At 71.1% G+C, this 20,367-nt stretch carries 22 protein-coding genes; 8 read left to right on the top strand and 14 right to left on the bottom strand.

What is annotated here, in order from left to right:
• Positions 1-8 precede the first annotated feature (8 nt).
• Complete coding sequence (locus F9C11_RS21235; protein ID WP_409186617.1) at positions 9-194, top strand: ANTAR domain-containing protein; 186 nt, start codon at positions 9-11, stop codon at positions 192-194.
• 43 nt (positions 195-237) lie between these two features.
• A complete protein-coding gene (locus F9C11_RS21230) occupies positions 238-423 on the top strand; it encodes an ANTAR domain-containing protein (protein ID WP_409186616.1) in 186 nt (61 codons plus the stop codon).
• Here the strand turns inward: F9C11_RS21230 and F9C11_RS21225 are convergent.
• Positions 375-1,316 carry a glycoside hydrolase family 43 protein gene (locus F9C11_RS21225; RefSeq protein ID WP_409186615.1) on the bottom strand — a complete coding sequence of 314 codons (942 nt, stop codon included), beginning with the start codon at positions 1,314-1,316 and terminating at the stop codon, positions 375-377. The two genes, F9C11_RS21230 and F9C11_RS21225, sit on opposite strands and share 49 nt — an antisense overlap.
• A gap of 345 nt (positions 1,317-1,661) precedes the next feature.
• Here F9C11_RS21225 and F9C11_RS21220 point away from each other — a divergent pair, with 345 nt between their 5' ends.
• The 3 genes from F9C11_RS21220 to F9C11_RS21210 all read left to right on the top strand — a co-directional run bounded on the left by F9C11_RS21220 (position 1,662) and on the right by F9C11_RS21210 (position 4,357).
• The gene (locus F9C11_RS21220; RefSeq protein ID WP_409186614.1) at positions 1,662-2,486 is read left to right on the top strand and encodes a hypothetical protein; all 825 of its coding nucleotides are present in this window, start codon (positions 1,662-1,664) and stop codon (positions 2,484-2,486) included.
• 812 nt (positions 2,487-3,298) lie between these two features.
• Positions 3,299-3,625, top strand: a complete 327-nt coding sequence (locus F9C11_RS21215) for a hypothetical protein (RefSeq protein WP_409186613.1) — start codon at positions 3,299-3,301, stop codon at positions 3,623-3,625.
• Between the two features lie 375 nt (positions 3,626-4,000).
• On the top strand, positions 4,001-4,357 hold the full coding sequence (locus F9C11_RS21210; protein WP_409186612.1) for a hypothetical protein: 357 nt from the start codon (positions 4,001-4,003) through the stop codon (positions 4,355-4,357).
• Positions 4,358-4,788: 431 nt separating this feature from the next.
• On the opposite strand, the gene F9C11_RS21205 is transcribed toward F9C11_RS21210, so the two are convergent.
• Both F9C11_RS21205 and F9C11_RS21200 read right to left on the bottom strand, forming a co-directional pair.
• On the bottom strand, positions 4,789-5,661 hold the full coding sequence (locus tag F9C11_RS21205; protein WP_409186611.1) for a DUF3152 domain-containing protein: 873 nt from the start codon (positions 5,659-5,661) through the stop codon (positions 4,789-4,791).
• Positions 5,651-6,658 carry a polysaccharide deacetylase family protein gene (locus tag F9C11_RS21200; protein WP_409186610.1) on the bottom strand — a complete coding sequence of 336 codons (1,008 nt, stop codon included), beginning with the start codon at positions 6,656-6,658 and terminating at the stop codon, positions 5,651-5,653. Before F9C11_RS21200 ends, F9C11_RS21205 begins: the two co-directional genes overlap by 11 nt.
• Before the next feature lie 243 nt (positions 6,659-6,901).
• Here F9C11_RS21200 and F9C11_RS21195 point away from each other — a divergent pair, with 243 nt between their 5' ends.
• On the top strand, positions 6,902-7,822 hold the full coding sequence (locus tag F9C11_RS21195) for a hypothetical protein (RefSeq protein ID WP_409186609.1): 921 nt from the start codon (positions 6,902-6,904) through the stop codon (positions 7,820-7,822).
• A 61-nt stretch (positions 7,823-7,883) separates the two neighbouring features.
• Here the strand turns inward: F9C11_RS21195 and F9C11_RS21190 are convergent, their stop codons facing one another.
• The 5 genes from F9C11_RS21190 to F9C11_RS21170 all read right to left on the bottom strand — a co-directional run bounded on the left by F9C11_RS21190 (position 7,884) and on the right by F9C11_RS21170 (position 13,445).
• Positions 7,884-8,225: a hypothetical protein gene (locus F9C11_RS21190; RefSeq protein WP_409186608.1), complete on the bottom strand. Its 342-nt coding sequence runs from the start codon at positions 8,223-8,225 to the stop codon at positions 7,884-7,886.
• Positions 8,226-8,341: 116 nt separating this feature from the next.
• Positions 8,342-8,698 carry a WGxxGxxG family protein gene (locus tag F9C11_RS21185; protein ID WP_409186607.1) on the bottom strand — a complete coding sequence of 119 codons (357 nt, stop codon included), beginning with the start codon at positions 8,696-8,698 and terminating at the stop codon, positions 8,342-8,344.
• A 1,103-nt stretch (positions 8,699-9,801) separates the two neighbouring features.
• Positions 9,802-10,398 carry a bifunctional DNA primase/polymerase gene (locus F9C11_RS21180; protein ID WP_409186606.1) on the bottom strand — a complete coding sequence of 199 codons (597 nt, stop codon included), beginning with the start codon at positions 10,396-10,398 and terminating at the stop codon, positions 9,802-9,804.
• Positions 10,399-10,704: 306 nt separating this feature from the next.
• On the bottom strand, positions 10,705-12,012 hold the full coding sequence (locus F9C11_RS21175) for a GGDEF domain-containing protein (RefSeq protein WP_409186605.1): 1,308 nt from the start codon (positions 12,010-12,012) through the stop codon (positions 10,705-10,707).
• A gap of 218 nt (positions 12,013-12,230) precedes the next feature.
• A complete protein-coding gene (locus F9C11_RS21170) occupies positions 12,231-13,445 on the bottom strand; it encodes an MFS transporter (RefSeq protein ID WP_409186604.1) in 1,215 nt (404 codons plus the stop codon).
• 379 nt (positions 13,446-13,824) lie between these two features.
• Between F9C11_RS21170 and F9C11_RS21165 the strand changes: the two genes are divergently transcribed.
• Complete coding sequence (locus F9C11_RS21165) at positions 13,825-14,229, top strand: hypothetical protein (RefSeq protein ID WP_409186603.1); 405 nt, start codon at positions 13,825-13,827, stop codon at positions 14,227-14,229.
• A 1-nt stretch (position 14,230) separates the two neighbouring features.
• Here F9C11_RS21165 and F9C11_RS21160 read toward each other — a convergent pair whose 3' ends face one another.
• On the bottom strand, positions 14,231-15,712 hold the full coding sequence (locus tag F9C11_RS21160) for a tetratricopeptide repeat protein (RefSeq protein WP_409186602.1): 1,482 nt from the start codon (positions 15,710-15,712) through the stop codon (positions 14,231-14,233).
• 117 nt (positions 15,713-15,829) lie between these two features.
• On the opposite strand from F9C11_RS21160, the gene F9C11_RS21155 reads away from it, so the two are divergent.
• On the top strand, positions 15,830-15,973 hold the full coding sequence (locus tag F9C11_RS21155) for a hypothetical protein (protein WP_409186601.1): 144 nt from the start codon (positions 15,830-15,832) through the stop codon (positions 15,971-15,973).
• 238 nt (positions 15,974-16,211) lie between these two features.
• Here F9C11_RS21155 and hcaB read toward each other — a convergent pair whose 3' ends face one another.
• The 5 genes from hcaB to F9C11_RS21130 are packed head-to-tail and all read right to left on the bottom strand — an operon-like array spanning position 16,212 to position 20,257.
• Positions 16,212-17,009 (bottom strand): 3-(cis-5,6-dihydroxycyclohexa-1,3-dien-1-yl)propanoate dehydrogenase, encoded by a 798-nt coding sequence (hcaB, locus tag F9C11_RS21150; RefSeq protein ID WP_409186600.1) that lies wholly within the window; start codon positions 17,007-17,009, stop codon positions 16,212-16,214.
• Positions 17,010-17,014: 5 nt separating this feature from the next.
• Positions 17,015-17,392: a non-heme iron oxygenase ferredoxin subunit gene (locus F9C11_RS21145; RefSeq protein WP_409186599.1), complete on the bottom strand. Its 378-nt coding sequence runs from the start codon at positions 17,390-17,392 to the stop codon at positions 17,015-17,017.
• Positions 17,389-17,982 (bottom strand): aromatic-ring-hydroxylating dioxygenase subunit beta, encoded by a 594-nt coding sequence (locus F9C11_RS21140; RefSeq protein ID WP_409186598.1) that lies wholly within the window; start codon positions 17,980-17,982, stop codon positions 17,389-17,391. The genes F9C11_RS21145 and F9C11_RS21140 overlap by 4 nt, the downstream gene beginning before the upstream one ends.
• Positions 17,979-19,349, bottom strand: a complete 1,371-nt coding sequence (locus F9C11_RS21135; RefSeq protein ID WP_409186597.1) for an aromatic ring-hydroxylating dioxygenase subunit alpha — start codon at positions 19,347-19,349, stop codon at positions 17,979-17,981. The genes F9C11_RS21140 and F9C11_RS21135 overlap by 4 nt, the downstream gene beginning before the upstream one ends.
• On the bottom strand, positions 19,349-20,257 hold the full coding sequence (locus F9C11_RS21130) for a VOC family protein (RefSeq protein WP_409186596.1): 909 nt from the start codon (positions 20,255-20,257) through the stop codon (positions 19,349-19,351). Before F9C11_RS21130 ends, F9C11_RS21135 begins: the two co-directional genes overlap by 1 nt.
• Positions 20,258-20,367: the final 110 nt, after the last annotated feature.

Raw genomic sequence — 20,367 nt, 5'->3', positions numbered from 1 at the left:
GCCGCACGATGCTCGAACAAGCCAAAGGCATCGCGGTGGCCCGACAGCAAGTCCCACCGGACGAGGCCTCCGAGCTGCTACGCCAGTCTTCCCAGCACACCAACGTCAAACTCCGCCGCCCACACCAAAGCGCCCCCGGCCTACCTCAACCGAGCCGCGGCACGCCGCCGGGGAAACTGACCGGCAGCCAATAGAAACCGCGAGCCTGACGGCGGCCGTTGAAGCAGACGCCGCGCGATGCTCGAACAAGCCAAAGCCATCGCGGCGGCCCGACAGCAAGTCCCACCGGACGAGGCCTTCCAGCTGCTACGCCGCCCTTCCCAGCACACCAACGCCAAACTCCGCCGCCCACACCAAAGCGCCCCCGGCCTACCTCAACCGAGCCGCGGCACGCCGCCGGGGAAACTGACCGGCAGCCGATAAAGACCACGAGCCTGACGGCCGCCGTTGAGCCAGCCGTGGAAGTAGATGTTGCCGTCGACGACGTCGGCCCCGCCCGGTCCCTCGACGGCGCCGCCGAGGCGTTCGGTGGACAGGAACGGGGCGTCGGCCTTGACGAACGCGCCCGCGAGGGTCGGCGCCGTGGCGTAACCGGTGTGGTAGCCGGAGCTCTGGAACGTGTCGGCGGAGTAGAACAGCACATACCGGGACGGGGTCCGCACCATCGCGGGCGCCTCGACCACGTTCTTCTCCGAGCCGAGGTCGGCGCGCAGGAGTTCCGTGCGCGGGCCGGACAGCGACCGACCGTCCGGGCTCAGCTTCTGCGACCAGATCGCCGCCGGCGGGCCGGAGGCCGACCCGTTCGCCTTGTACAGCAAATACCGGGTGCCGTCGGAGTCCAGGAATACCTGCGGGTCGATGTCGCCCTGGTCCTCGGGCACGCAGACGAGCGGCTCCTCGCCGTCCGGCCGGTACGGGCCGGACGGCTGTGCGGACGTCGCCGTGCCGACGCACATCGGGCCGTTCGGCAGGCGGGTCGCGGCGAAGTACAGCACGAAGGTCCCGTCCGCCGCCGCGGCGACGTCGGGAGCCCAGAACCCGCCGTCCGGCTTCGCCCACTTCGGCACGGAGGCGAGTGCGTCGCCGACGACCCGCCACGGCCCCTCCGGCGCGGGCGCGCTCGCCATCGGGATCTTCCCGGAACCGGTGCTCGTCGAGAAGGCGAGGTATCCCGAGCCCGTCTTGACGACGTCGGGATCCGGGAAGTCCTGTCCCAGCAGGAGCTGCGGCGCGCTGGCCGCCGACGCGGCCGGGCAGTGGGCGAAGTTCAGGAGAACGGCGGCGAGCACGGCGCCGGCCCGGCGTAGCGAACACATGTCCTCGATTGTCTTTGCCCGCTAACGCCATCGCCCGCCGGCGCCGAGGTTGCCACTGGGAAGGGTGTACGCGGCGAATCCCGATCCGGTGAACCGCGGGGAAAAGCCCGTCACCCTGGCGGGAAAGCCGGTTTACCTTGCCGGGACAAGAGATTCCCAGGTGGACTCCGGTTTTTCGGTGCTGCCGGAAGGAACCGGCAGCACCCGGGCGGGCGGATCGCTTTCCGCGGGCGGCAATTCGGGCCCGGACCGGGGTAACGTCGATCCGGCCGTGCTAGCGCTCGTTCGCGACACCGCGTCTTTCACTTCGGGCGCTTTCCCCCTTCGGAAAGGAAACGAACTGTCATGTCGATGAAACGGACGTTGCTGTCCGGGTTGGTCCTCGCTCCGCTGTGCCTCGTCCTGCCCGGCACCGCCTCGGCCGCCGACGGCCGGGGCGAGCCGCTGCCGCTCACCACCGGCTGGTGGCCCGGCCACTCCAGCAGCGAGGAGGAGTCGGCCGTGTTCGCGGGCATCGGCGGCGCGGGCGTGCTCCACCGCGAGTCCGGCGTCGACGAGTGGGGCAACCGGTGGAGCGAGCACGACGGCAGCCTCGCGGGCATCGGCGGCGCCGCCGTGCTGCACGGCTCGCAGGAAACGAGCGGGGTCACCGCATGGCCCGCGCACGACACCTTGCGAAGCCAGGACGTGACCCCGGCTTCGCCCGTCGTCCACGCGGCGGCCCCGGCTGCCGCCTCGGCCCCCAAGGCCCCCGAGGCTCCCAAGGCCGCCAAGGCTCCGGAAGCCGCCAAAGCCGCGGCGCCGGTGAAGGCCGCCCCGGTGCCGCAGGCCAAGAAAGCGGCCGGGCGGACGCCTGAGGCGGTCCCGGTGCGCACGGTCGGCCATCCCACCGACGACTCGGAGTCGTCGTATCACGCCGGGGCGACTTCAGCCGGTCCGGAAGGGGCGACCTCGGCGCAGGTGAACAGCCACGCGGGCCGCGACCACGCCTGGTACAGCGCTTCGGCGCTCTCGGCGGGCCCGGACGGCGCGGCCTCGGCCGGAATCGCCGCGCTTTCGATCCCCGGCGCAGCGGGATACCGGGCCTGGGAGGTCGGGGCCGGTCCCGCCGGCGCCTACAGCCACTCGACCTCGGCCGCGGCGGACGTCCGCGATTCCGACCTCGACTGATCCGGGGAGCACGACCGGGAAATCGCCGCGGAGGGCTGGTGCGCTCGCACCAGCCCTCTGTCGTGCGCCGGGGCATTCGTTTGTTCCCCGGCCCGCGAACCGCCGAAACTCCCGATGCCACAGGTTCACCGTGCGCCGCGGCGCGGTCCGCTGCCGACGGACGGACGACCGAGCGGCAATCGCGATTGTCACCCACAGTAACCATGCATCGGACAAGCAGGACACCGGAAACCTCCGATCGTGAGGTTTGCCCACACCGGATCTGGGTAATCAGAGCCATTTCCTGAGGCGAAAAAAAGACACCCTTCGGAATGCATTTCCGGAAATCGAGTGCTTTTCGCCGGGCCGCTCGCTATTCTGGGGCGGCCGGGAGCGAACCGACCCCGAACCGGTTCGCTCCCGGCACTGGGGATGCGAACCCTGCCGCGCCGGAAAGCCCCGGCGGGCCATTCACCGGGACACTCTCGGCTCAGAGGAGATCGTGGTTCAGAATTGCGGCGCACTTCCCGCTGATTTCTCCGGATCCGGCGGCCACCGTGGCCCACTTCGACGTTTTCCGCAGCCGGGAGCGCTGCTGCCCGAAGCCGCGGCACTCCTTCCGGACGCCGGTTTTCCGTGCGCCGGGCCGGATTCCGCCGGATGCGGCGCGGCCGTACTATCGGCAGCGGTTCAGCCAGGAGCCGCGGAAGGACGCACCCGTGCGGTGCGGTCGCCCCCGGCCGTCCTTCCTCAGTAATGCCCAGCATTGTTCGCGCGGGCGGACGCCTCGAGCGTCCGGCCGCGGACTCGGGGGAGGAATGGACAGTCATCTGATGACCGGCGCCCCGGGCGCCACGTACACCCCGCGCCTGGTGGCCGTCACCGGCGACCGGCTCATCCACCCGGCCGATCCGCGCAACGACGTCGCGCGCATCGTGGTGCGCTGGGCGCGGGCGTGGGTCCCGGAAACGTGGGCCGCCCGGCAATACTTCGCCGCCCTTGGCATCGGCGACGACGAAGCGCCGCGCTACACCGACCAGGACGTCACCGGCTGGCTGCTGCTCCAGCCGCAGCCGGGTTCGCTGGCCGCGCGGGTGCGCTCGAGCGAGCTGGACGTCGCCACGGCGCTCGCGGCGGAAGCGGAGGCCTGGCCCGGGTAGCCGCCACGCTTTCCGGAAAGCCCTGCGCCGCCGCCCAAGCGGCGCAGGGTTCTTCGGCGTGCGTGGAATATTCCCCGTTCCCCGGGAATCTGAATATTCCACTCGGCGGCGTCGTGACCGGCCGGGAATCAGCGAGCGCTGTTGTTGTCGCCAATACAACAACGGGGCGGGAATAACCCGAAAGTGATCCCGGAGCCCGGTCAGAGAATCGGCGCCCGACACGATGGTGGACAGCGGTGGAAATAGTCCCCGATCGTCAGTACGTTTTGCTCATCCGGTCGCGGAGCACACACCTTCATTGCCGCGGCCGCTGGCGCAATCGTCAGAGTCGCGACCGGCCCCTCGCCGGTCGCCGAAATCCCAGAGGAGTTCTGAATGCTGAAGAAGATCGGTCTCGTGTCCGGCGCGATGGCGGCCGGCGCGTTCCTGTTCGGCGGCATCGCGTCCGCCACCCCGGCGGACGGCCACCAGCACGGGCACCACCACAGCGGCCCCGACCAGGTCGGCTTGGTGAACCTGAACAACACCGACGTGCTGCACAACGTCAACGCCACCCTCGGCCTGTGCGGCAACGACGTGAACGTCCTCGGCGTCCAGGTCCCGATCCGCCACTCGCTGAACGGCATCGGCATCCCGATCCTGTCGCCGGGCGAGAACACCGCGGCCGGCCAGACCCCGTACAACTGCGCCTCGGGCGCGGTCGTCGACGGCGGCAGCGTCCAGGGCGGCTGAGTCTCCTGCCGCGGCCGCCCGCTGTGTGTGCGGAAAGCCGGCCGGGGCATGAGGTCCGACGGTTCGCGCCAGCGTACTGAGGTGCACCCGGAGCGCGGAGAGAGCTGCACACTCCTGCTCCGCGCCCCCGGGTGCATCCGACGCCCAGCGACGTCGGCACGGGTGGGATCGGCGGCCTGGCCTGGATACCTCTGCCGGTCCCACCCGGCGTGCTCGACACCGTAACCCACTTCCGCCGTCCCGGCGACTGCTGCCCGGGGCGGCGTTCTTGCGTGCTCGGCACCGCTTTCCGGCGGCGGACCCGCTAGCCGCGCCGGTTCCCCGGGCATTCCCGCGTCTCTGCGAGCAGCATTGCCCGCGCCTTGCGCAGCGGCGCATGCCTTTTCGACTGCGCATCTCGCCGCGGCAATCCCGGTTCGGGAAGACTTCGCTCAGGACGCCGCGACAACCCACGCCTGCGCCCGGCAGACCTTGCCGTCCGCCTGAACCGGCGACGCACCGCCAGGATCAGACCGGTTGAGCTGCGCGAGATAAGTGTTCGACAGCCCGAAAGTCTGCTGCATCATCACCGGCGCGGGCGCCCCGGCGGCGGGACAGCCGACATGACCGTGGCCGAGCGCGTGCCCGACCTCGTGGTTGACGGCGTAGCGCCGATAACCCGGCAGATCGCCGTCGTAGGAATGCGCGCCGCGGACCCAGCGCGCCAGATTGATGACCACGCGCCCGCGTTTCGTGAGGTTGCACGAAGTGTCGTACGGGATCGCGAATCCGCAGAGGTCCGGACGGCGGCTGGTGCCCGGGCTGGTCAGGCTGACCCGGAAGTCCGGCTCCGCGCCGGGGTCGCCGAGCCTGCGCAGCGACACCTTGCCGAGCCCGGTCCAGCTGCGCGGATCCGCGAGAATCGTGTCGACCGCAGCGGCGAACGACGCGTCGTCGGCGGTCGGCTGGATGCCGTCCTCGACCTCGACGGTGTAGGTCAACAGCTTGGGCCCGGCGCCCGCCGTCGTCCCGCTCGCGCCGGGGACCACGTGCCAGGTTCCCGCGCCCGAAACGGCGAAGGGCACGCCGTCAGGCAGCGCCGCCGAGTCGACGGGGGCCGGAGGCGGCGGCCGATAAGCCGCAGCCGTCGGGCCGGCTTTGCCCGGCGCTCGCGGCGGGGACGGTGGCGCGGTCGGGATCAGCAGCACCGAACAGGACAGGGCCAAGGCGGACGCGACCGCGCACAACGGACGCCAAGCCACGGTTTGCGCCCGCAGCGCGGGAGGCACCGTCGCTCGACGCGGCCGGACAGGTTCAGTAGACAAGGGAAATCTTCGCGTAAGCGGGAGCGAGGGTCGCTTCTGAACGCGGATAGGAGACCACCGCCGGATCGCCGTCGGAGGTGTAGCGGTGCCCGGACGGCGAGGCGAGTTCGTCCAGCCAGTGCGCGGAACCGTAGTCCGCGTCCTTGCCCGTCGACTGCGAGCGGATCCGCGGGATCGAACCCGCGTCGAACCGGCTGGAATACGGCGACGGCGCGGGGCCGGCGCCGACGAGCAGGACGCCGGTGTAAGAGTAGCCGTCGCCGTGCTGCGCGAGGCCGTCTTGCCGAGGGTGCCTGCCGTACGGCAGCGCGAGAGTGGCGGGGACGTATCCGGGAACTGCCTTCTGGATCAGAGCGGCCTCGCCGCGGATCGCTTCCTGCACTGCCGCGGCGGAAACCGTGCGGAGATTGGTGTGCTCCAGCGTGTGGTTGCCGATTTCGAAGCCGTGCTGGTGCAGCCAGCCGAGCGTGCGGGCGCCGTCGGGGTCGCCGAACGGCCGCTGGTTGACGTACAGGCTCGCCACCGGCCGGAAACCGGGATGCCGGGCCGCGACCTCCAGCAGGATCCCGATCGCGGAGCCGGGCGCCGGATCGCCTTGCGGCGTCAGCGTGAACACGCTGGGGTCGCCGTCGTCGAAGGTGAGGACCACCGGGTGCGTGCCCGCGGGGAGGTCGAGCCTGCGGGCGGTCAGGTCTGCCGTGGTGACGGGGACGTAGCGTTCGCGGGCCAGCCGCTCCAGCTCCGCGGCGAAGTCGGCCGGGGTGCGCTCGTAGACCGACTTCGGGTTCGCGGAAAGCCGGTGGTACATCAGCACCGGGACCCGGCCGAGTTCGTCGGCGCCGGTCTTCCGCGCTTCGTCGGCGGTCAGCCGGGGGCGCGCCGCCGCCGGTTGCACCGCCGGGGACGGAGGCGGAACGGGATCGGCCGCCGGGGCTCCGCAGGCGGCGAGACCGGCGAGGGCGGTGAACACGGCCCCGAACCGCAGAAGTGCGCGCATCGCCCGATTCTGCTGCCGGAACGCGCTCGTCGCGAGCCGGTTGCGCCGGTCGGGTGAACGCGATTTCGTTGGCACACCGGGAAAAACCCCGTTGTCACAGGTAGGAGGCGCGCGCCCGCGGACCGCCCGGGCACGATGTGGTGATCGTCGGGAATCGCGTTTGTTCCGGCGCTGCGGGGGAACTCCTGCGCATGCTTCCGAATTCGGCCGCGCCGCGCCGGATCGCCCCTCGAAGGAGCCTGGATGCCCGACGCCCGGATGACCCGCCGAGCCGTACTCGCCCTCGCGGTCGCCGGTCTCGGCGCGAGCGCCTGCGGCGGTCCGTCGGCCGCGCAGATGCTCGCGCCGCCCGCGGCCGCCAAAGCCGCGAGCGCACCGCCGCCGCGCCCGCCGAACGCGCTCGCCACGAGCAGGCTGATCGGCTTCTGCGGAGCGCCCGGCAGCCGGGCCCTGGGAGAAATGACCGGCGATCTCCAAGCCGCGGGCCGGAAACTCGCCCGGCAAATCCAGGCCTTCCCTCAGGACCGCCCGATGACGCCGGTAGTAGAACTCGTCGCCACCACCGCGCATCCGTCCCCCGGCGCCGACGGGATGTACCGCAGCCGTTGCGCGGACCAGACCGTGCGGGACTATCTCGACGAGGCTCGTGCGCTGAAAGGCATGCTGCTGCTGAACATCCAGCCCGGCCGGGCCGACTTCCTGCCCGAGGTGCAGGCCTACGAGCACTGGCTGACCGAACCGGACGTCGGCGTCGCACTGGACCCGGAATGGGCCGTCGAGCCCGGCGACGTGCCCGGCCGGAAATTCGGCCGCACGACCGGAACCGAACTGGACGGCGTCGCCGCGTACCTCGGCAGCCTCGCCCAGCGCGCGCACCTTCCGGACAAAGTCATGGTCTACCACCAGGTCGCCGCGTCAGTCGTGCGCGATGAAGCGAGCCTGCGGCCGCATCCCGGCGTGTCGGTCGTGAAGGTCGTCGACGGAATCGGCAGCGCCGCGGCGAAAACCGCGACCTGGAAGACGCTGATGAAAACCAAACCGGTCCACGTGCTGCCCGGGTTCAAACTGTTCTTCCACGAGGACACCCGCCGCGGCAATCCTTTGATGACCCCGGCCGAGGTACTCGCGCTGACTCCTACACCGGCTTACGTCGTCTACGAATGAGCAGTACTGTTTTCCTTAAGCGACGCCGCCCGCCGGACGTGGCACTGCAGCAAACCCCCGCTCACGGTTTCCCTTCCCGCAGAACCACATTCCGGCACCGAAGGCGACGACGTCCGACGGCACGCCGCTCACCGGCGTCAGCGATCAGGCGAAGATGCGCCGCCCGCCACACCGAGCAACGCACCCGGCCGAACAACCGCCGGGCGGAGCACGTGCGGCAGAACCCGCGCTCGTCGGGCTCGTGCGCGGCCAGCAGGTCCCGCCATGCGCTGGTCAGCTGGGGTATCACGGTATCGGCCAAGGTGGACTTCGACGGGTCGTCGGCCTGGTCCACGAGAACGTCCAGATAGTCCAGGCGTTCCCGCACCGCCGCGCGCAGCGCCGAGTCCGGAACCTCGTCCACGGTCGTCCTCCTCGTCCTGGGTGCCCGAACTCGGCCGCGCCGGCGCCCCGGGCGGCGCCGGCGCGAGCGTGGCGGACTGCCGATCGCGATCCCCGGCGGCACCCCGCACCCGGTCCTCACGCCCCCGGCGGATTACGCCGCGGCCCGGCGGGCGGATACGTGTTGGCGGGCGGCGTCTGCTGCTCCGGAGCGGCCGGATACCCCGCCATCGCGCCCGGTTTGGGACCGCGCCGGGCGAGACCCGCGAGACCGACGAGGCCGAGCAATCCGAGCAGACCCCACAACCCGTTGTTGCCGTTGTCGTGGTCGTCGTTGTGGTTATTGTTGTTTCCGTTGTCGCCGTTGTTCTGCGTCTGCACCGGTTGCGCGGAGCCGGGCGCCGGAACAGCGGCGTCGGCGGCCCCGGCCGTCAGCAGCGGAATCACGACTGCGGCGCAAAGAGCACCGACCTGGCGGCGTACGTGGGCGGTCATCGGGAATTCCCCTTTCGGAAGATACGAGTGAGCGGCCCGCGGCGGTACTGGACCGTCCGCGCGACCAGGCGCCGAGCCGTCTCGCTCAGCCGCCGGCCGGGACTCCTTTCTTGCTGGGCGGGAGTGCTGGATTGCCCGGGAGGTTCTTTCTGGGGCAAATCGCTGGTCAAGGCCCCCGCTTTCCCAGGATCGTCGGGCTGAGCCGTTCGGTCCGGTGGCCTTTCCTGCGGAACAGTCGCGGTGTGGGAATCCCGATCGGGCCGCTCTTGATCCGGAGATTCGGGAATCTCCTGCGACAGGTCGCCGGTCAAGGCCCCGGCCTCGTGGTGCCCGGGGAACGACTCCGTCGCGCCCGCTTTCCGCACCGCCGAGGGCCGAGCCACTTGCCGTGAAACAGCCTGGGACGCAACGCTTTCGGACTTCTCCTCCGGCACCTCCGGTTGCCGGGAGGAAACGAGACCGGACCGCGATTCGGGCACCGCCATGGGTTGTGTCTCCGGCCCGTCGGGCGATGTCTCCTTCACCGCACCAGGCCGCCGCAAACGCCCCGCGGACGGCGGCGCCTGCGGACGGATCCCCGCAGCTGCTCGAACCGGACTGTCATGATCACCGGCCCGGGCCCGCGGAACGACCCCCGGAAGAGCCTCCGAACCGGCCCGAGGCAGCTCCTGCCCGCCGTCGCGGTGAAGCATCTCCGGCGTGACCCGGGGCGTCATCAAGGGGGTGTGCGCCGCGTCGGCGTTCGGAACCGCGGGTTCGCGCGCGACCGGATACCGAGCGAGCGGGTCCCGCCCAGCCGAGGCCCGAGCCCGGAGCAGGCCGAGAATCCCGGGCAGTCCGACCAGGCCCACCAGTCCCCACCAGGCAGTCATGGCGCCCTCGCTTTCCTCGCGTCAACCGGTCCGCGCTCGGATAACCGATCGACGCGCGGACAACCGCGAGACCACCTGGACGTGTGACACCGGAAATCTTCTCGGCACGACAGAACTGCGCAGAACACCAGGCCTGGGTAGCCGGGCAAAGAGAATTCACCGAATGCCTGGACCGCGGCGGAACCGGACGCAGACAACCAACGCTGCACCCGCTGATCAGACTCGCGAGTCCTACCCGGATTCGCGAGAAAGCTCAGCAAGCTTCCCCAGAAGCTCAGCCCCGTCCCCCAGCGAGTCGCGGTCCACCGGCGAGATGCGCCACCACACCACTCCCGAAACGACCCGGCTCGGCGGAAGAACCACAAGCTCTCCCGGCGCGACCACCTCCACCCCGGGCACCGGGTCATGGTCCCCGCAGGAGCCAGGCTCGACGAACAAGAACGCTCCGTGCGGCGACAACGCCATCGGACCGAGCGGGTGGCCGCCGTCGAACGCGGCGAGCACCCGTCCGCCGAGGCGCGTCGGAGCGCGCACGACGTCGAAGGCCCCGCCGACCGGTGCGAGGATCGTCTGCCGATGCACCGCCCACCACTCCGCGACAACGCGGCGGTCGACGGTGGCGTCGGCCGGGGACACCGTCGGCTCCCGGCCGCCCAGCAGCTCGAAGGTGACCGGATGCCAGGCCGTCAGCCCGTCGCACACCGGACCCGGCAGCACCGCCCAGCCCAGCTCGGCGTAATGCTCGGCGGCCGCGCGCAACGAGCGCAGCGCAGCCCCATGATCCCTGGCCAAGCAACGCGAACGGCTTCCGCGCGCAACAGCGGTCATCGCAAGAGTCCCTTCCGAGAGACAGCTCCGTCCGCGCAGGTCAAGCAACGACAGACGATGCGGGAATCGGCAGCCGGGGTACCGCCCGACCACCATGCGACGCCGCCGCGTCCCAGACCAGCCAGCGAACCGCCCGTGAACCGGGCGGAAACCGGCAGCGCGTCTCGCCGTTGCGCAGGGTGACGGCGGGTCTGGCTATGCCGCCGGATCTAGCTGAAAAGAGTGCTTCTCCCCTGCCGGTATTTGCCTCGCCGTGACAGTGCTGGAGGCTGATCGGGTGGCACCAGCAAGCAGCCGGAAAGCGATTCAGCCGAAAGCCCGACCACTGCGAGGATCAGCCTCCGCCAGCACCACGGCCCCCGCCACCCGGATCTGGTTGCGCCCGTTCCGCTTCGCCCGCAGCAGCGCGCCGTCCGCGGACATGAGCAGCTGATCGACGGAAGCCCCGTTCTCCGGATACGACGCGACCCCCATCGAGGTGCTCACCCCAGGCAGGGTGCGGGGCTGCCCGTCGGTGGTAGCGGTGAGCACCACCGGCGTGTGCAAGAGACGCGTGCGGATCCGTTCCGCGACGGCCAGCAGCTGGCCGGGATCGAGGCCTGGCACCAGGATCGCCAGTTCGTCCCCGCCGTAGCGGGCGACGAGGTCCTCGGACCGGACTTCGGCCCGGACGAGGTCGGCGACGGCGCGGATGGCCTGGTCGCCCGCGGGGTGCCCGTAGGTGTCGTTGACGGCTTTGAACTTGTCGACGTCCAGGAACACCACGCCGAGCCTGGTCTGGCTGAGTTTCGCGCGGTCGAGGGCCGCGGTGACGACGTCGGCCCAGTACGCCGGGGCCGCCAGTCCGGTTTTCTGGTCGGTCCGGGACGCGCGCAGGTACTGGGGCAGCAGCAGATCGCGGTGCACGCACAGCACGGCGATCATCGGAGCCGGCAGCGCCCACGGTTCGCGGACCAGCAGGACGGCCATCGTCGCGCCGAGTCCCAGCGCCGACGCGACGACCAGCTGGTCGCCCGGATGTCCCAAGGCCTGCCGCACCGGGAGTTTCTCGTGCGTGGACAAGCAGATCGCGACCACGACCAAGGCGTAGTTGACCAGCCACCACACGGCGGCCGCGGCGGCCACGAGCAGCAGCGACCACAGATCGTGCGGCAGCCGGGCGCCGGGGGAAACGTTGTTCAGGACAGCGGAGGCGGCGGCCGACGCGAGCACGAACGTGGCGGCGGAGTAGACCTTGCGGAACAGAATGGTCGGCCCGTAAACCCGGTACCAGCAATACGCGTAGGACACCGCGGTCAGGGCGAGGACGAGCGGCAGCGGCAGCACCAGCAGCGCGGCGAACACCCACAGGCTCTTGAGATTCGTGTACGGCGCTTTCTTCGACGCCTGCTCGCGGCGGCGTTCGATGGTGCGGACCGCCTCGAGATGCGCGACCGCGGCCGCGGCGAGGACGGCGAACCAAAGCCACTGCGTCCGGGTAATCTCGGCGGAGATCGACGAAAACACTCCGATCCCGACCGCGCCGGCGTCGACCGCGAGCACCAGGCACAGCGCGGGGCGCGGCAGGGACCGCAGCCCTTGCTTCGCCGTGCGTCCGCCACCCTCGCCAGTCACGCTGGTACCTGCCCCTGTCAACGAAGAGTAATCACGGTAACCGCAGCGGCGCCGGCCGTCGATACGCCGGTCGGACCAACCGCCCTTCGAGAAAGGCACCGCCATGAACAACGCACCCGGCAACGAATGGACCCGTTTCGGCCGCGGCAACGAGTGGACCCGCTGCCAGGGCAACGAGTGGGACCGCCTCCGCGGAAACGAGTGGGCCCGCTGATCCGCTACCCCGGTTCCGCGGCACGGCGGGCGCGGTTCCAAGCCGCGCCCGCCGCGAGCGCGGCCAGCACGCCGAGTGCCCCGCAGCAGGCGAGGACCGCGCTCGGGCTCGCCGCGGTCGCCGCGAGGCCGGCCACCGCGATCCCGGCGCCCTGGCTGGTCGTCAACGCGGTCGCGGCCAGACCGTAAGCCTGCGCCCGCCGGCTGTCGGGAACCGCCAGCGTGAACGCCGCCGACGCCGGCAGGTGATACGCGCTCGCCATTCCCGAAAGCCCCCACAGGACAGCCGTCACGGCCAGCCCGGGCTGAACCGCGCACACCACCAGCGGAACGCTGGCGGCCACCGCGAGCGGGCCGAGCAACCGCATCCGCACCCGCGACGGCAGCCGGGACACGATCAGCATCCCGAGGACCGTCCCGGCCGGACTCGCCGCGAGCAGCACCCCCACCGCCTGCGCGGACCCGCCGATCGACTCCGCATACGGCGCCGCCAGCCCCTCGACCGTGACGTAAAACCCGGCCGCACAAGCCAAACCCACCAGAGAACGCAGCCGCGGCGTCCGCGCGACCAGCACCGTCCCGGCGCGCAGATCGGCCCACCACCGCCCCGCCCGCGTCCCGGTCCCCGGGTCCGGCACGCCCGGCGCAGGCCGCGCCCGGATCCCGAACCGCACCGCCGCCGCGGACGCCACGAACGTCACGCCGTCCGCGACCAGTGCTTGGCCCGGACCGAAGAACGCGACCAGCGTCCCGCCCGTGGCGAACCCGGCCACCTGCGCCAGCTGGACCACCATGTCCAGCACGCCCTTGCCCAGCACGAACTCCTCGCCCGGCAGAACCGCCGCGGCGGTCGCCGCCCGGGCGGCGTTGCCCGGCGCCCCAGCCGCCTGCACCACGACCAGCAGCCCCGCGACGACCGGCAGCGGCAGCGCGGGAATCGCCATGACCGCGACCAGCACCGCGCGCAGCAGGTCAGCGGCCACCATGACGCGCCGCCGCGGCCACCGGTCCGCGAGCCCCGACAGCAACGGACCGGCGAAAATCGACGGCACGTAGGTCAGCGCGTAAACCCCGGCGGTCCAGCCCGCCGAGCGCGTCCGGTCGAACACCAGCAGCGACAACGCCACCCGGGCGAACTGGTCGCCCGCGACCGAAACCACCATGCTCGCGAACAGCGCCCGGAACTCCGGCCTGCCGAACACCTGCCGATACGTCGCCACCCGCCCAGCTTGGCCGATCATCGCCGCTCCGGCACACCCCCGCAGGTACGGGAAGCGGACTCCGGATCCGGCGGGGTTTTCTTCTCCGGTCAAGGCACCGTGCGGATTTCGCGGTGTCGCCCCGGGAGGGGTGCCTCCCGCAGCGCGAGGAATCGTTCGAGAATCTCTCTGCCGCGCGGCATTTCCGTACGAAGCTCCGCCCGAGTCGGAGATCCGAAACATCATCAGGCAGCGCGAGAAGTAGACCCCTGCCCCACCAGAACTGCCGCGCACCCGAACTGGACACCCGCTGAACGCCCACTGGACCACCCCCCACCCCATCTTGCGGCCCCGCCGGAGAGCCAAGAGATTGGGAGCACACGAAAACCAGGGGGTCGTCATGCTGAGAACCGGCGCACTCACAGCCGTCACAGCGGGATTGCTCGCCGCTGTCCCGTCCGGCACCGGCGTGGCGGCGGAAAGGCACGGGTGCTGGTCCACCGCACCCATCGAGCTGGTCAACGAAGGAGCATGGAAATACTCCAACCGGATCTCGTGGTGTGTGCAGAGCGCGAAAATCACGTCAGTCGAGCTGGCCATCACCCACCAGGTGCTCAACCAAGCCTGCCGTTGGGTGCGCGTCGTCGAGGAATACCGCGCCCCCGCGAAGGACGGCACCGGCCAGACGATCTACGACCGGGGCGAGTTCGCCTGCCAGGGGACGGACGGGGTGAACCCTTGGCTGGCCGTCACCGTCGAACCGGACGGCGCCTACACGGTGGACAAGAGCGGCATCCGCTGGTGAATCACTCGCCCCGGCTCAGCCGGGAAAGGAGCGCCAACGTTCGCGTCTCCCCCGGCCCGTGGCCCGTTTCCCGGTGCACCGCAAGCGCATTGCGGGCGTGCTCGGCGGCGGCCCCGGGTTCGCCGCGGGCGAGCAGGGCTCCGGCCAGCGCCGTCAAGGCCTGGCCCCGCAACGCCCGGTAGCCCGCTCCCTCGGCGAGCGCGAGCGCCTGCCGGGCCGGCTCCGGATCCGAGGTGACCGTCGCCAGGCCGATCAGCGCGTCGGTTTCCGGGTAGCGGTCTCCGGTTTCGCGGATGAGGTCGAGGGCCTGTTCGTACCGCCGGGTCGCCTCCGGCCGGTCGCCGAAACGGGCGAGCACGGCCGCCAGCGCGGCCAGCGCCTCCGCCTCGGTTCGCGGGTCGCCCGCCTCCCGGGCGAGCGCGAGCCCCGCGCCGGCGCATTCCAGCGCCATGGCCCGGTGGCCGCGCTCGCCGTGCGCCAAGGCCAGCCGGCTGCGGGTTTCCGCTTCGCCGCCCCGGTTTCCCGCCTCGCACTGCAGGTCCAGCGACTGGCAGAGCAGCTCCACCGCCTCAGCCGTCCGGCCGCGAGCGTGCTGTGCCTGCCCCAGGTTGGCGAGGCTGATCGCTTCGCCGTAGCGGGACCCGATCCGGCGGTACCGGCGCAGCGCCTGGGTGTAGTGCTCGGCGGCTTCGGCGAGCCGGCCCATTTCCCAGTGGACCAGCCCGAGGTTGCCGAACGCGACCGCCTCGCCGGCCGGCTGGCCGATGCGTCTGCTGAGGGTCAGTCCGCGGCCGAACCGGGACGCGGCGTCGGCCAGCCGCCCGGACTGCCAGTAGACGCACCCCAGATTGCCGAGCACCGCGGCCTGCGCCTCGGCCCAGCCGGCCCGGCGCGCGAGCAGCAGCGATGCCGTGTACTGCCGGACGGCCTGCCGGTACCAGCCCTGGCGGAAGTACAAGTCCGCAAGGCTGAGCCGGGCGACGGCCCGCGCACGAGGATCCCCGTCCGCATCGGCGGCGCGCAGGGCGGCTTCGGCGACCGCGAGCCACTCGACGCGGCGCATGCACATCCAGAAGTACCCGCGCAACGCGTCGGCCAGCCGCCACGCCATGGGCCGCGGCCCGACCTCGACCGCGAACCGCACGGCAGCGACGAGATTGCCGCGTTCGGTGTCCAGCCACGCCGACGCCTCGCCCAGCCCGGCGAACTCGGCTGGCACCGCGGAGCCCGGCAGCCGCAGCATGTGCGGGTACAGAAGGCGCGCGGCACCGTCCACCGATGCCAGGTACCAGTCATACAAGCGGCGCAGCGCCTGCTCGCGGGCCGCGGCGGACTCCAGCTGCCCGGCTTGCTCGGCGGCGTACCGGCGAAGCAGGTCGTGGAAGCGGTACCGGCCCGACGCGTGTTCGACCAGGTGTGCGGCGGCGAGCCGGTCCAGCAGGGCGACCGCCCGCGTCGTCTCGGCACCGGTCAGCGCGGCCACCGCCTCGGCGCCGAAATCCGCCCCGGGAACCGGTCCTCGTACGAGTCGATCGCGGAGGAACTGCTGCCGTTCGCGCGATCGGCGGGAGTCGCCGACCCGGACGAGGTGGCGCGCCGATTGGGCCGCGTGGTCATGGTCCACACCCTGGGCGCGGTGATGACCTCGGCGGGCAGCGCCGACGCGATCCGCGAGGAGATGGCCGGCATCCGGCAGGTCGTCCGCGACGTGATCATGTCCTCGGGCGCCGGTCAGCCCGGCTGATCCATCGCTGCCCGCTGGCGAGGACAGCGTCGCGATCACGGCCGGGGATCGGCGCCGGCCGCGGCCCGGCGCGTAGCCGGTGCTGGGCCCGGGGCCGCCGGCTGATTTCGGCCTGCCGCACCGAGGTCCGCATCGCCTCCGGCCGGACCCGGAGCCGGGCCGCGATCGGCTCGGCCGGGCCCGCCGGACGGAGCTGGCCCGCGCTGACCCGCGGCGAGACGGGTCAGCCGCCCGGCCCTCAGCCGCGGACGTCCCGGACGGGGATGCCGAAACTGCTGATGTCCAGCACCGATCCGGTCACCGTCTTCGACTGTGCCGGTGCGGCCAGCAATACGTAGGCGCCCACGTAGTCTTCCGGCGTGGGGGCGAAGCGGAGCGCGGAGCGCTGTTCCATGACCTGGCCAAGGGGAAACGCTTCCCCGATCGAGGTCCGCGAGAGGCCCAGCGATGCCGGGCCGCGCAGATCGGTCTCCATGCCCCCAGGCGCGACCCCGTTGACGCGGACGCGGGGGGCCAGCTCATAGGCGAGCTGCTTGACCAACCCGGCCCCCGCGTGCTTGGAGGCCACGTAGAGCGCACCGCCGCCGGCGGGATAGAAAGCGGCGTTGGACAGCGTGAGGATGATGGACCCGCCGGTGTCGCGCAGCGCGGCGAGCGCGGCCCGCGCACCCAGCAGGTACCCCTTGACGTTCACGGCGAAAAGTTCGTCGAACCCTGAAGACAGGCTGTCGGTCGAGGACTCCTCGAGCGTGCGGTTGAAGTCCCACAGGCCGGCGTTGCCCACGAAAGTGTCAAGCCGGCCGAAGGCCTCGACCGCGAGTGCGCAGGCGCGCTCGTTGTCCTTGCCGCTGCGAACGTCGCCGGCGAACGTGGCGACCTTTTCGCCGTGCTGGCCGCGCACCTCTCGGAGTTTCTCCTCGGATTTGTCGAAGGCGACTACGTTCGCGCCCTCGGCGACGAAGCGAGTGACGATCGCTCGCCCGAGGCCCGATCCGGCCCCGGTCACGAGGGCCGCCCGGTGGTCGAGCCAACCCATGGCTTTCACTCCTTGGTCAGGTAGGTGTCGGGAAGGGCGACGTAGACGTCGTCGCCGATCGCCGTTGCGGGATGGACCGCCACGGGGGCCGTAGCGGGAGGACCGGACGGGGCGCCCGTTCGGAGGTCGAACCGAGCGAGGTGGAGCGAGCACTCCACAACGCCGTCTCCCGCCCAGCCGTCGGTAAGGGGATAGGACGCGTGCGTGCAGCTGTCGTCGAGGCAGAAGTACTCGCCCTCGGAGGTGAAGACGGCGACCGGGGGCAGCGTGCCCAGGCGCAATCCCTCGTCTTCGAGGACGTCCTGGACGCGACAAGCCCTCCGCCAGGTGCGGCCCTCGTGGGTTTCGAGCTCCTCGGCGAGATCGTCCGGCTTCGCGCTCATAGCATGACGGAGATGCTCGGCGCCAGCAGAGTCGTCTGCTCCAGCACGATCTTGCGCGCGGCGATCAGGAACGGGTGCCCGGTGCTGTCTTCCGCGACGGGGCGCAGAACGTCGAAGCGCTCCCCGATGAACCAGTCCTGATGGCGTTCGAGCCGGCTGCGGTAGACGGAAAAGTTCGACGCGACGCCAAGCGAGTCGTCCTCGTTTCGCGTGACCCGGACGTTGGTGATGAGTCGCCGCGTGCGCGAGGGCGGCTCCTCGGCGAGGGAGACGCCGGAGGTCAAGCGACGGACGCGACCGCGGAGGAAACCGATGTCGTCGTCGAAGAACGCGGTCTCGTTGCCCGCCGCGACCTCCTTGTCCCGCTCGCGATGGGTCAGCGTGCGGCGCGTCGGCGCCCAGTAGCGGACGTCTTCGGAGAAGAGCGTGATCCACTCGTCGTACCGGTGCTCGTCGAGCAGTTGCGCCTCGGCGAAGAGAAACTGCTCGACTTGGTGCTGGGTTGCCACGTCCACCGGTCGGCGGGAGGCATGGCTGGCGATCGGCGCCCCCGGCCGGTGGCCTGGGGCGTCCGGGCGGGCGGTGGTCATGCTTTCTGCACCTCTCGTGGCAGGGCGGCGGGTTCGCCGGCGCGCCGGGCGGCCTCGCGCTCGCCGATCTCGGCCCAGGTGAGGCCGGACATCAACTCCAGCCATCGCTGGTAGAAGCCGCGGGCGGCCGTCTCGCTGTACACGTCGTTGGACAGCCCTGGAAGCCCGTGGCTGTCGCGCTCTTCATAGCCCAGGCCCATCTGGACGTTGAACGTGGTGGTTCGGGCCTTGTAGCCCCGCAGGACCAGCTGGATCTCGGTCCAGTTCTCGCCGTCGTCGGTCTCGAAGACGCCTGCCGGGCTGAATTGCCGCTGCGCGACGCGCCGGATCAGATCCTTGATGCGGTCGGGGGCGCCTGCCGGCACATAGGTCCATGCCCAGACCTCGATCTGTCCTGGTCCGCGCGGATGCCACACCCGCATCGTCGGGGTGAGCCCGAGCCAGGAGAAGTTCGGGAAAATCGTGTTGTGGGCAAGGACTTTGTCCGGGCGGTCGGCGCCCAGGTTGCGGTGGATCTCGTCCTGGTTGGCGGCCAGCCAGTCCCGGTACTCCGGCCCGAAGCTGAACTCGGCGTGCTCGAGATGCGACCTCCAGAAGCCGCCCGAGCCGTGTCCGTTGCCGGCGAACTGCCGCCCCGGAGCCTCGTCGGGAGGGTCGCCCGCGGCCCACGCCCGGGGATCCTCGCTGAGCGCGATCATCGCCGAGGCGTGGGAGATGGGCACGTGGTACATGTCGCTGGCGAACTGTTCGGAGGCGAACTTCCAGTTGGTGTCGATGACCCACTTGGCGGTGCCGCCGACGAACTCCAGCCCGTCGTCCCACGCGCCCGCGACGGCGTCGAAGTAGTACGCCATGTCGCCCAGGTAGTCCTCGAACTCCGGCACGTCGTCGGACCAGGTGCCGAAGTAGAAGCCCTTGTGCTCGGCGATTCTCGGGACCTTGAGGGCGCCCCACCGGGTCTTGTCGATCTCGTCGCGGTACGCGCGGCTCTCCTTGGGCACGTGGACGAGATTTCCCTCGAGGTCGTAGCCCCAGCCGTGATAGCTGCAGGTGAAGGTCTTGCTCACTCCCTGGTCGCTGCGGCAGATCCGCATCCCGCGGTGCCGGCACTGGTTGAGGAACGCCTTGACCGACCCGTCGCGCTGGCGGACCACCAGCACCGGGTCCTCGCCCATGTAGGTCTGCACGAAGCTGCCGGCCCGGGGCAGCTGGGAACGGTGCGCCAGGAACAGCCACGAGCGGCCGAAGACCAGCTCCAGCTCCTTCTGGTAGATCGCCGGATCGGTGTAGATGACCGGGTTCACGTAGCCGCGGTCCGGCTCGACCAGCTGCTGGAGCCCGCCCGGGACCGCCACGCCGGAGGACATCACCGGCCCCCTTCCGGCGCCGCGAGCCGCCGCGGCTCGGCGTCCGGCGGAGTGAGGTGGTGGCCCCAGACGCTCATCGCGTCGTGATGGGCGACCTTCCAGGTGGCGTCGTCGACGAGCAGCCCGTCGAATCCGTACTCGACGGCGAAGCCCGACGGGGTCTGGACGTAGAACGACGTCATCTTGTCGTTCGAGTGCTCGCCGATGCTCATCTGCACGGGATAGGGGCTGCGCTCGGCGAGGTCGAGGGCCCGGCCCACGTCCTCGAGGGACCGGACTTCCAGCATCAGGTGCCCCAGGCCCGCGGGGACGGAAGGCACCGCTGCGAAAGCGACGGTGTGATGGCGCGGATTGCAATGCAGGAAGATGCCGGCGTCCTCGCCGAAGGCGATGGTGTCGCTGAGCCGGAAGCCCAGCGCCTCCTGGTAGAAGGACGCCGAAGACGCCGGGTCGTCCGCGAAGAAGAACGCGTGCCCGACGCCCAGGTCTCCGCACACGAACCGGACGCCCCGCGGCGAGACGAAAGGCGTCGCGCTGACTTCCTGACCGACGCAGGCTTCGATCGTGTTGCCCGCGTTGTCGGCGAACTTCAGCAGCCGCCGCACTCGTCTGGTCTCGGCGAGCCCCGGGTCTTCGGCCACCGCGATCCCGCGGTCGCCCAGCCGGGCGGCCAGGGCGTCGAGCTCGGCGTCGTTCCTGACCTCGAAGCCGAGCGCGACGAGGGCATCCGGCCCAGGAGCGCCGTCCTCCACCATCAGCCGCGCGGCGCGGTCGTCGGTGCGGAAGATCGCCGTCGACGGGTCCTCGCCCTCGGCCAGTTGCGCGCCGAGCACCTCGGCGCCGAACGTTTTCCACTCTTCTACCGGGCCCCGGACGACCAGGTAGCCCAAGGCGGTGATCTCGCTCATCTGCCTTCTCCTTCGCGGTCGGGGACGAGCCGTCCCCGTGCCGAGGATGTACGGGCGCCCGCCGGGGAGCCGAAGAACGTTCCGGTCGCCGGAACCAGCGGTCAGGCCGA

It is taken from the genome of Amycolatopsis sp. VS8301801F10 (assembly GCF_046195355.1).
Taxonomy (GTDB): Bacteria; Actinomycetota; Actinomycetes; order Mycobacteriales; family Pseudonocardiaceae; genus Amycolatopsis.
This window is presented reverse-complemented; position numbering and strand designations above follow the sequence as displayed.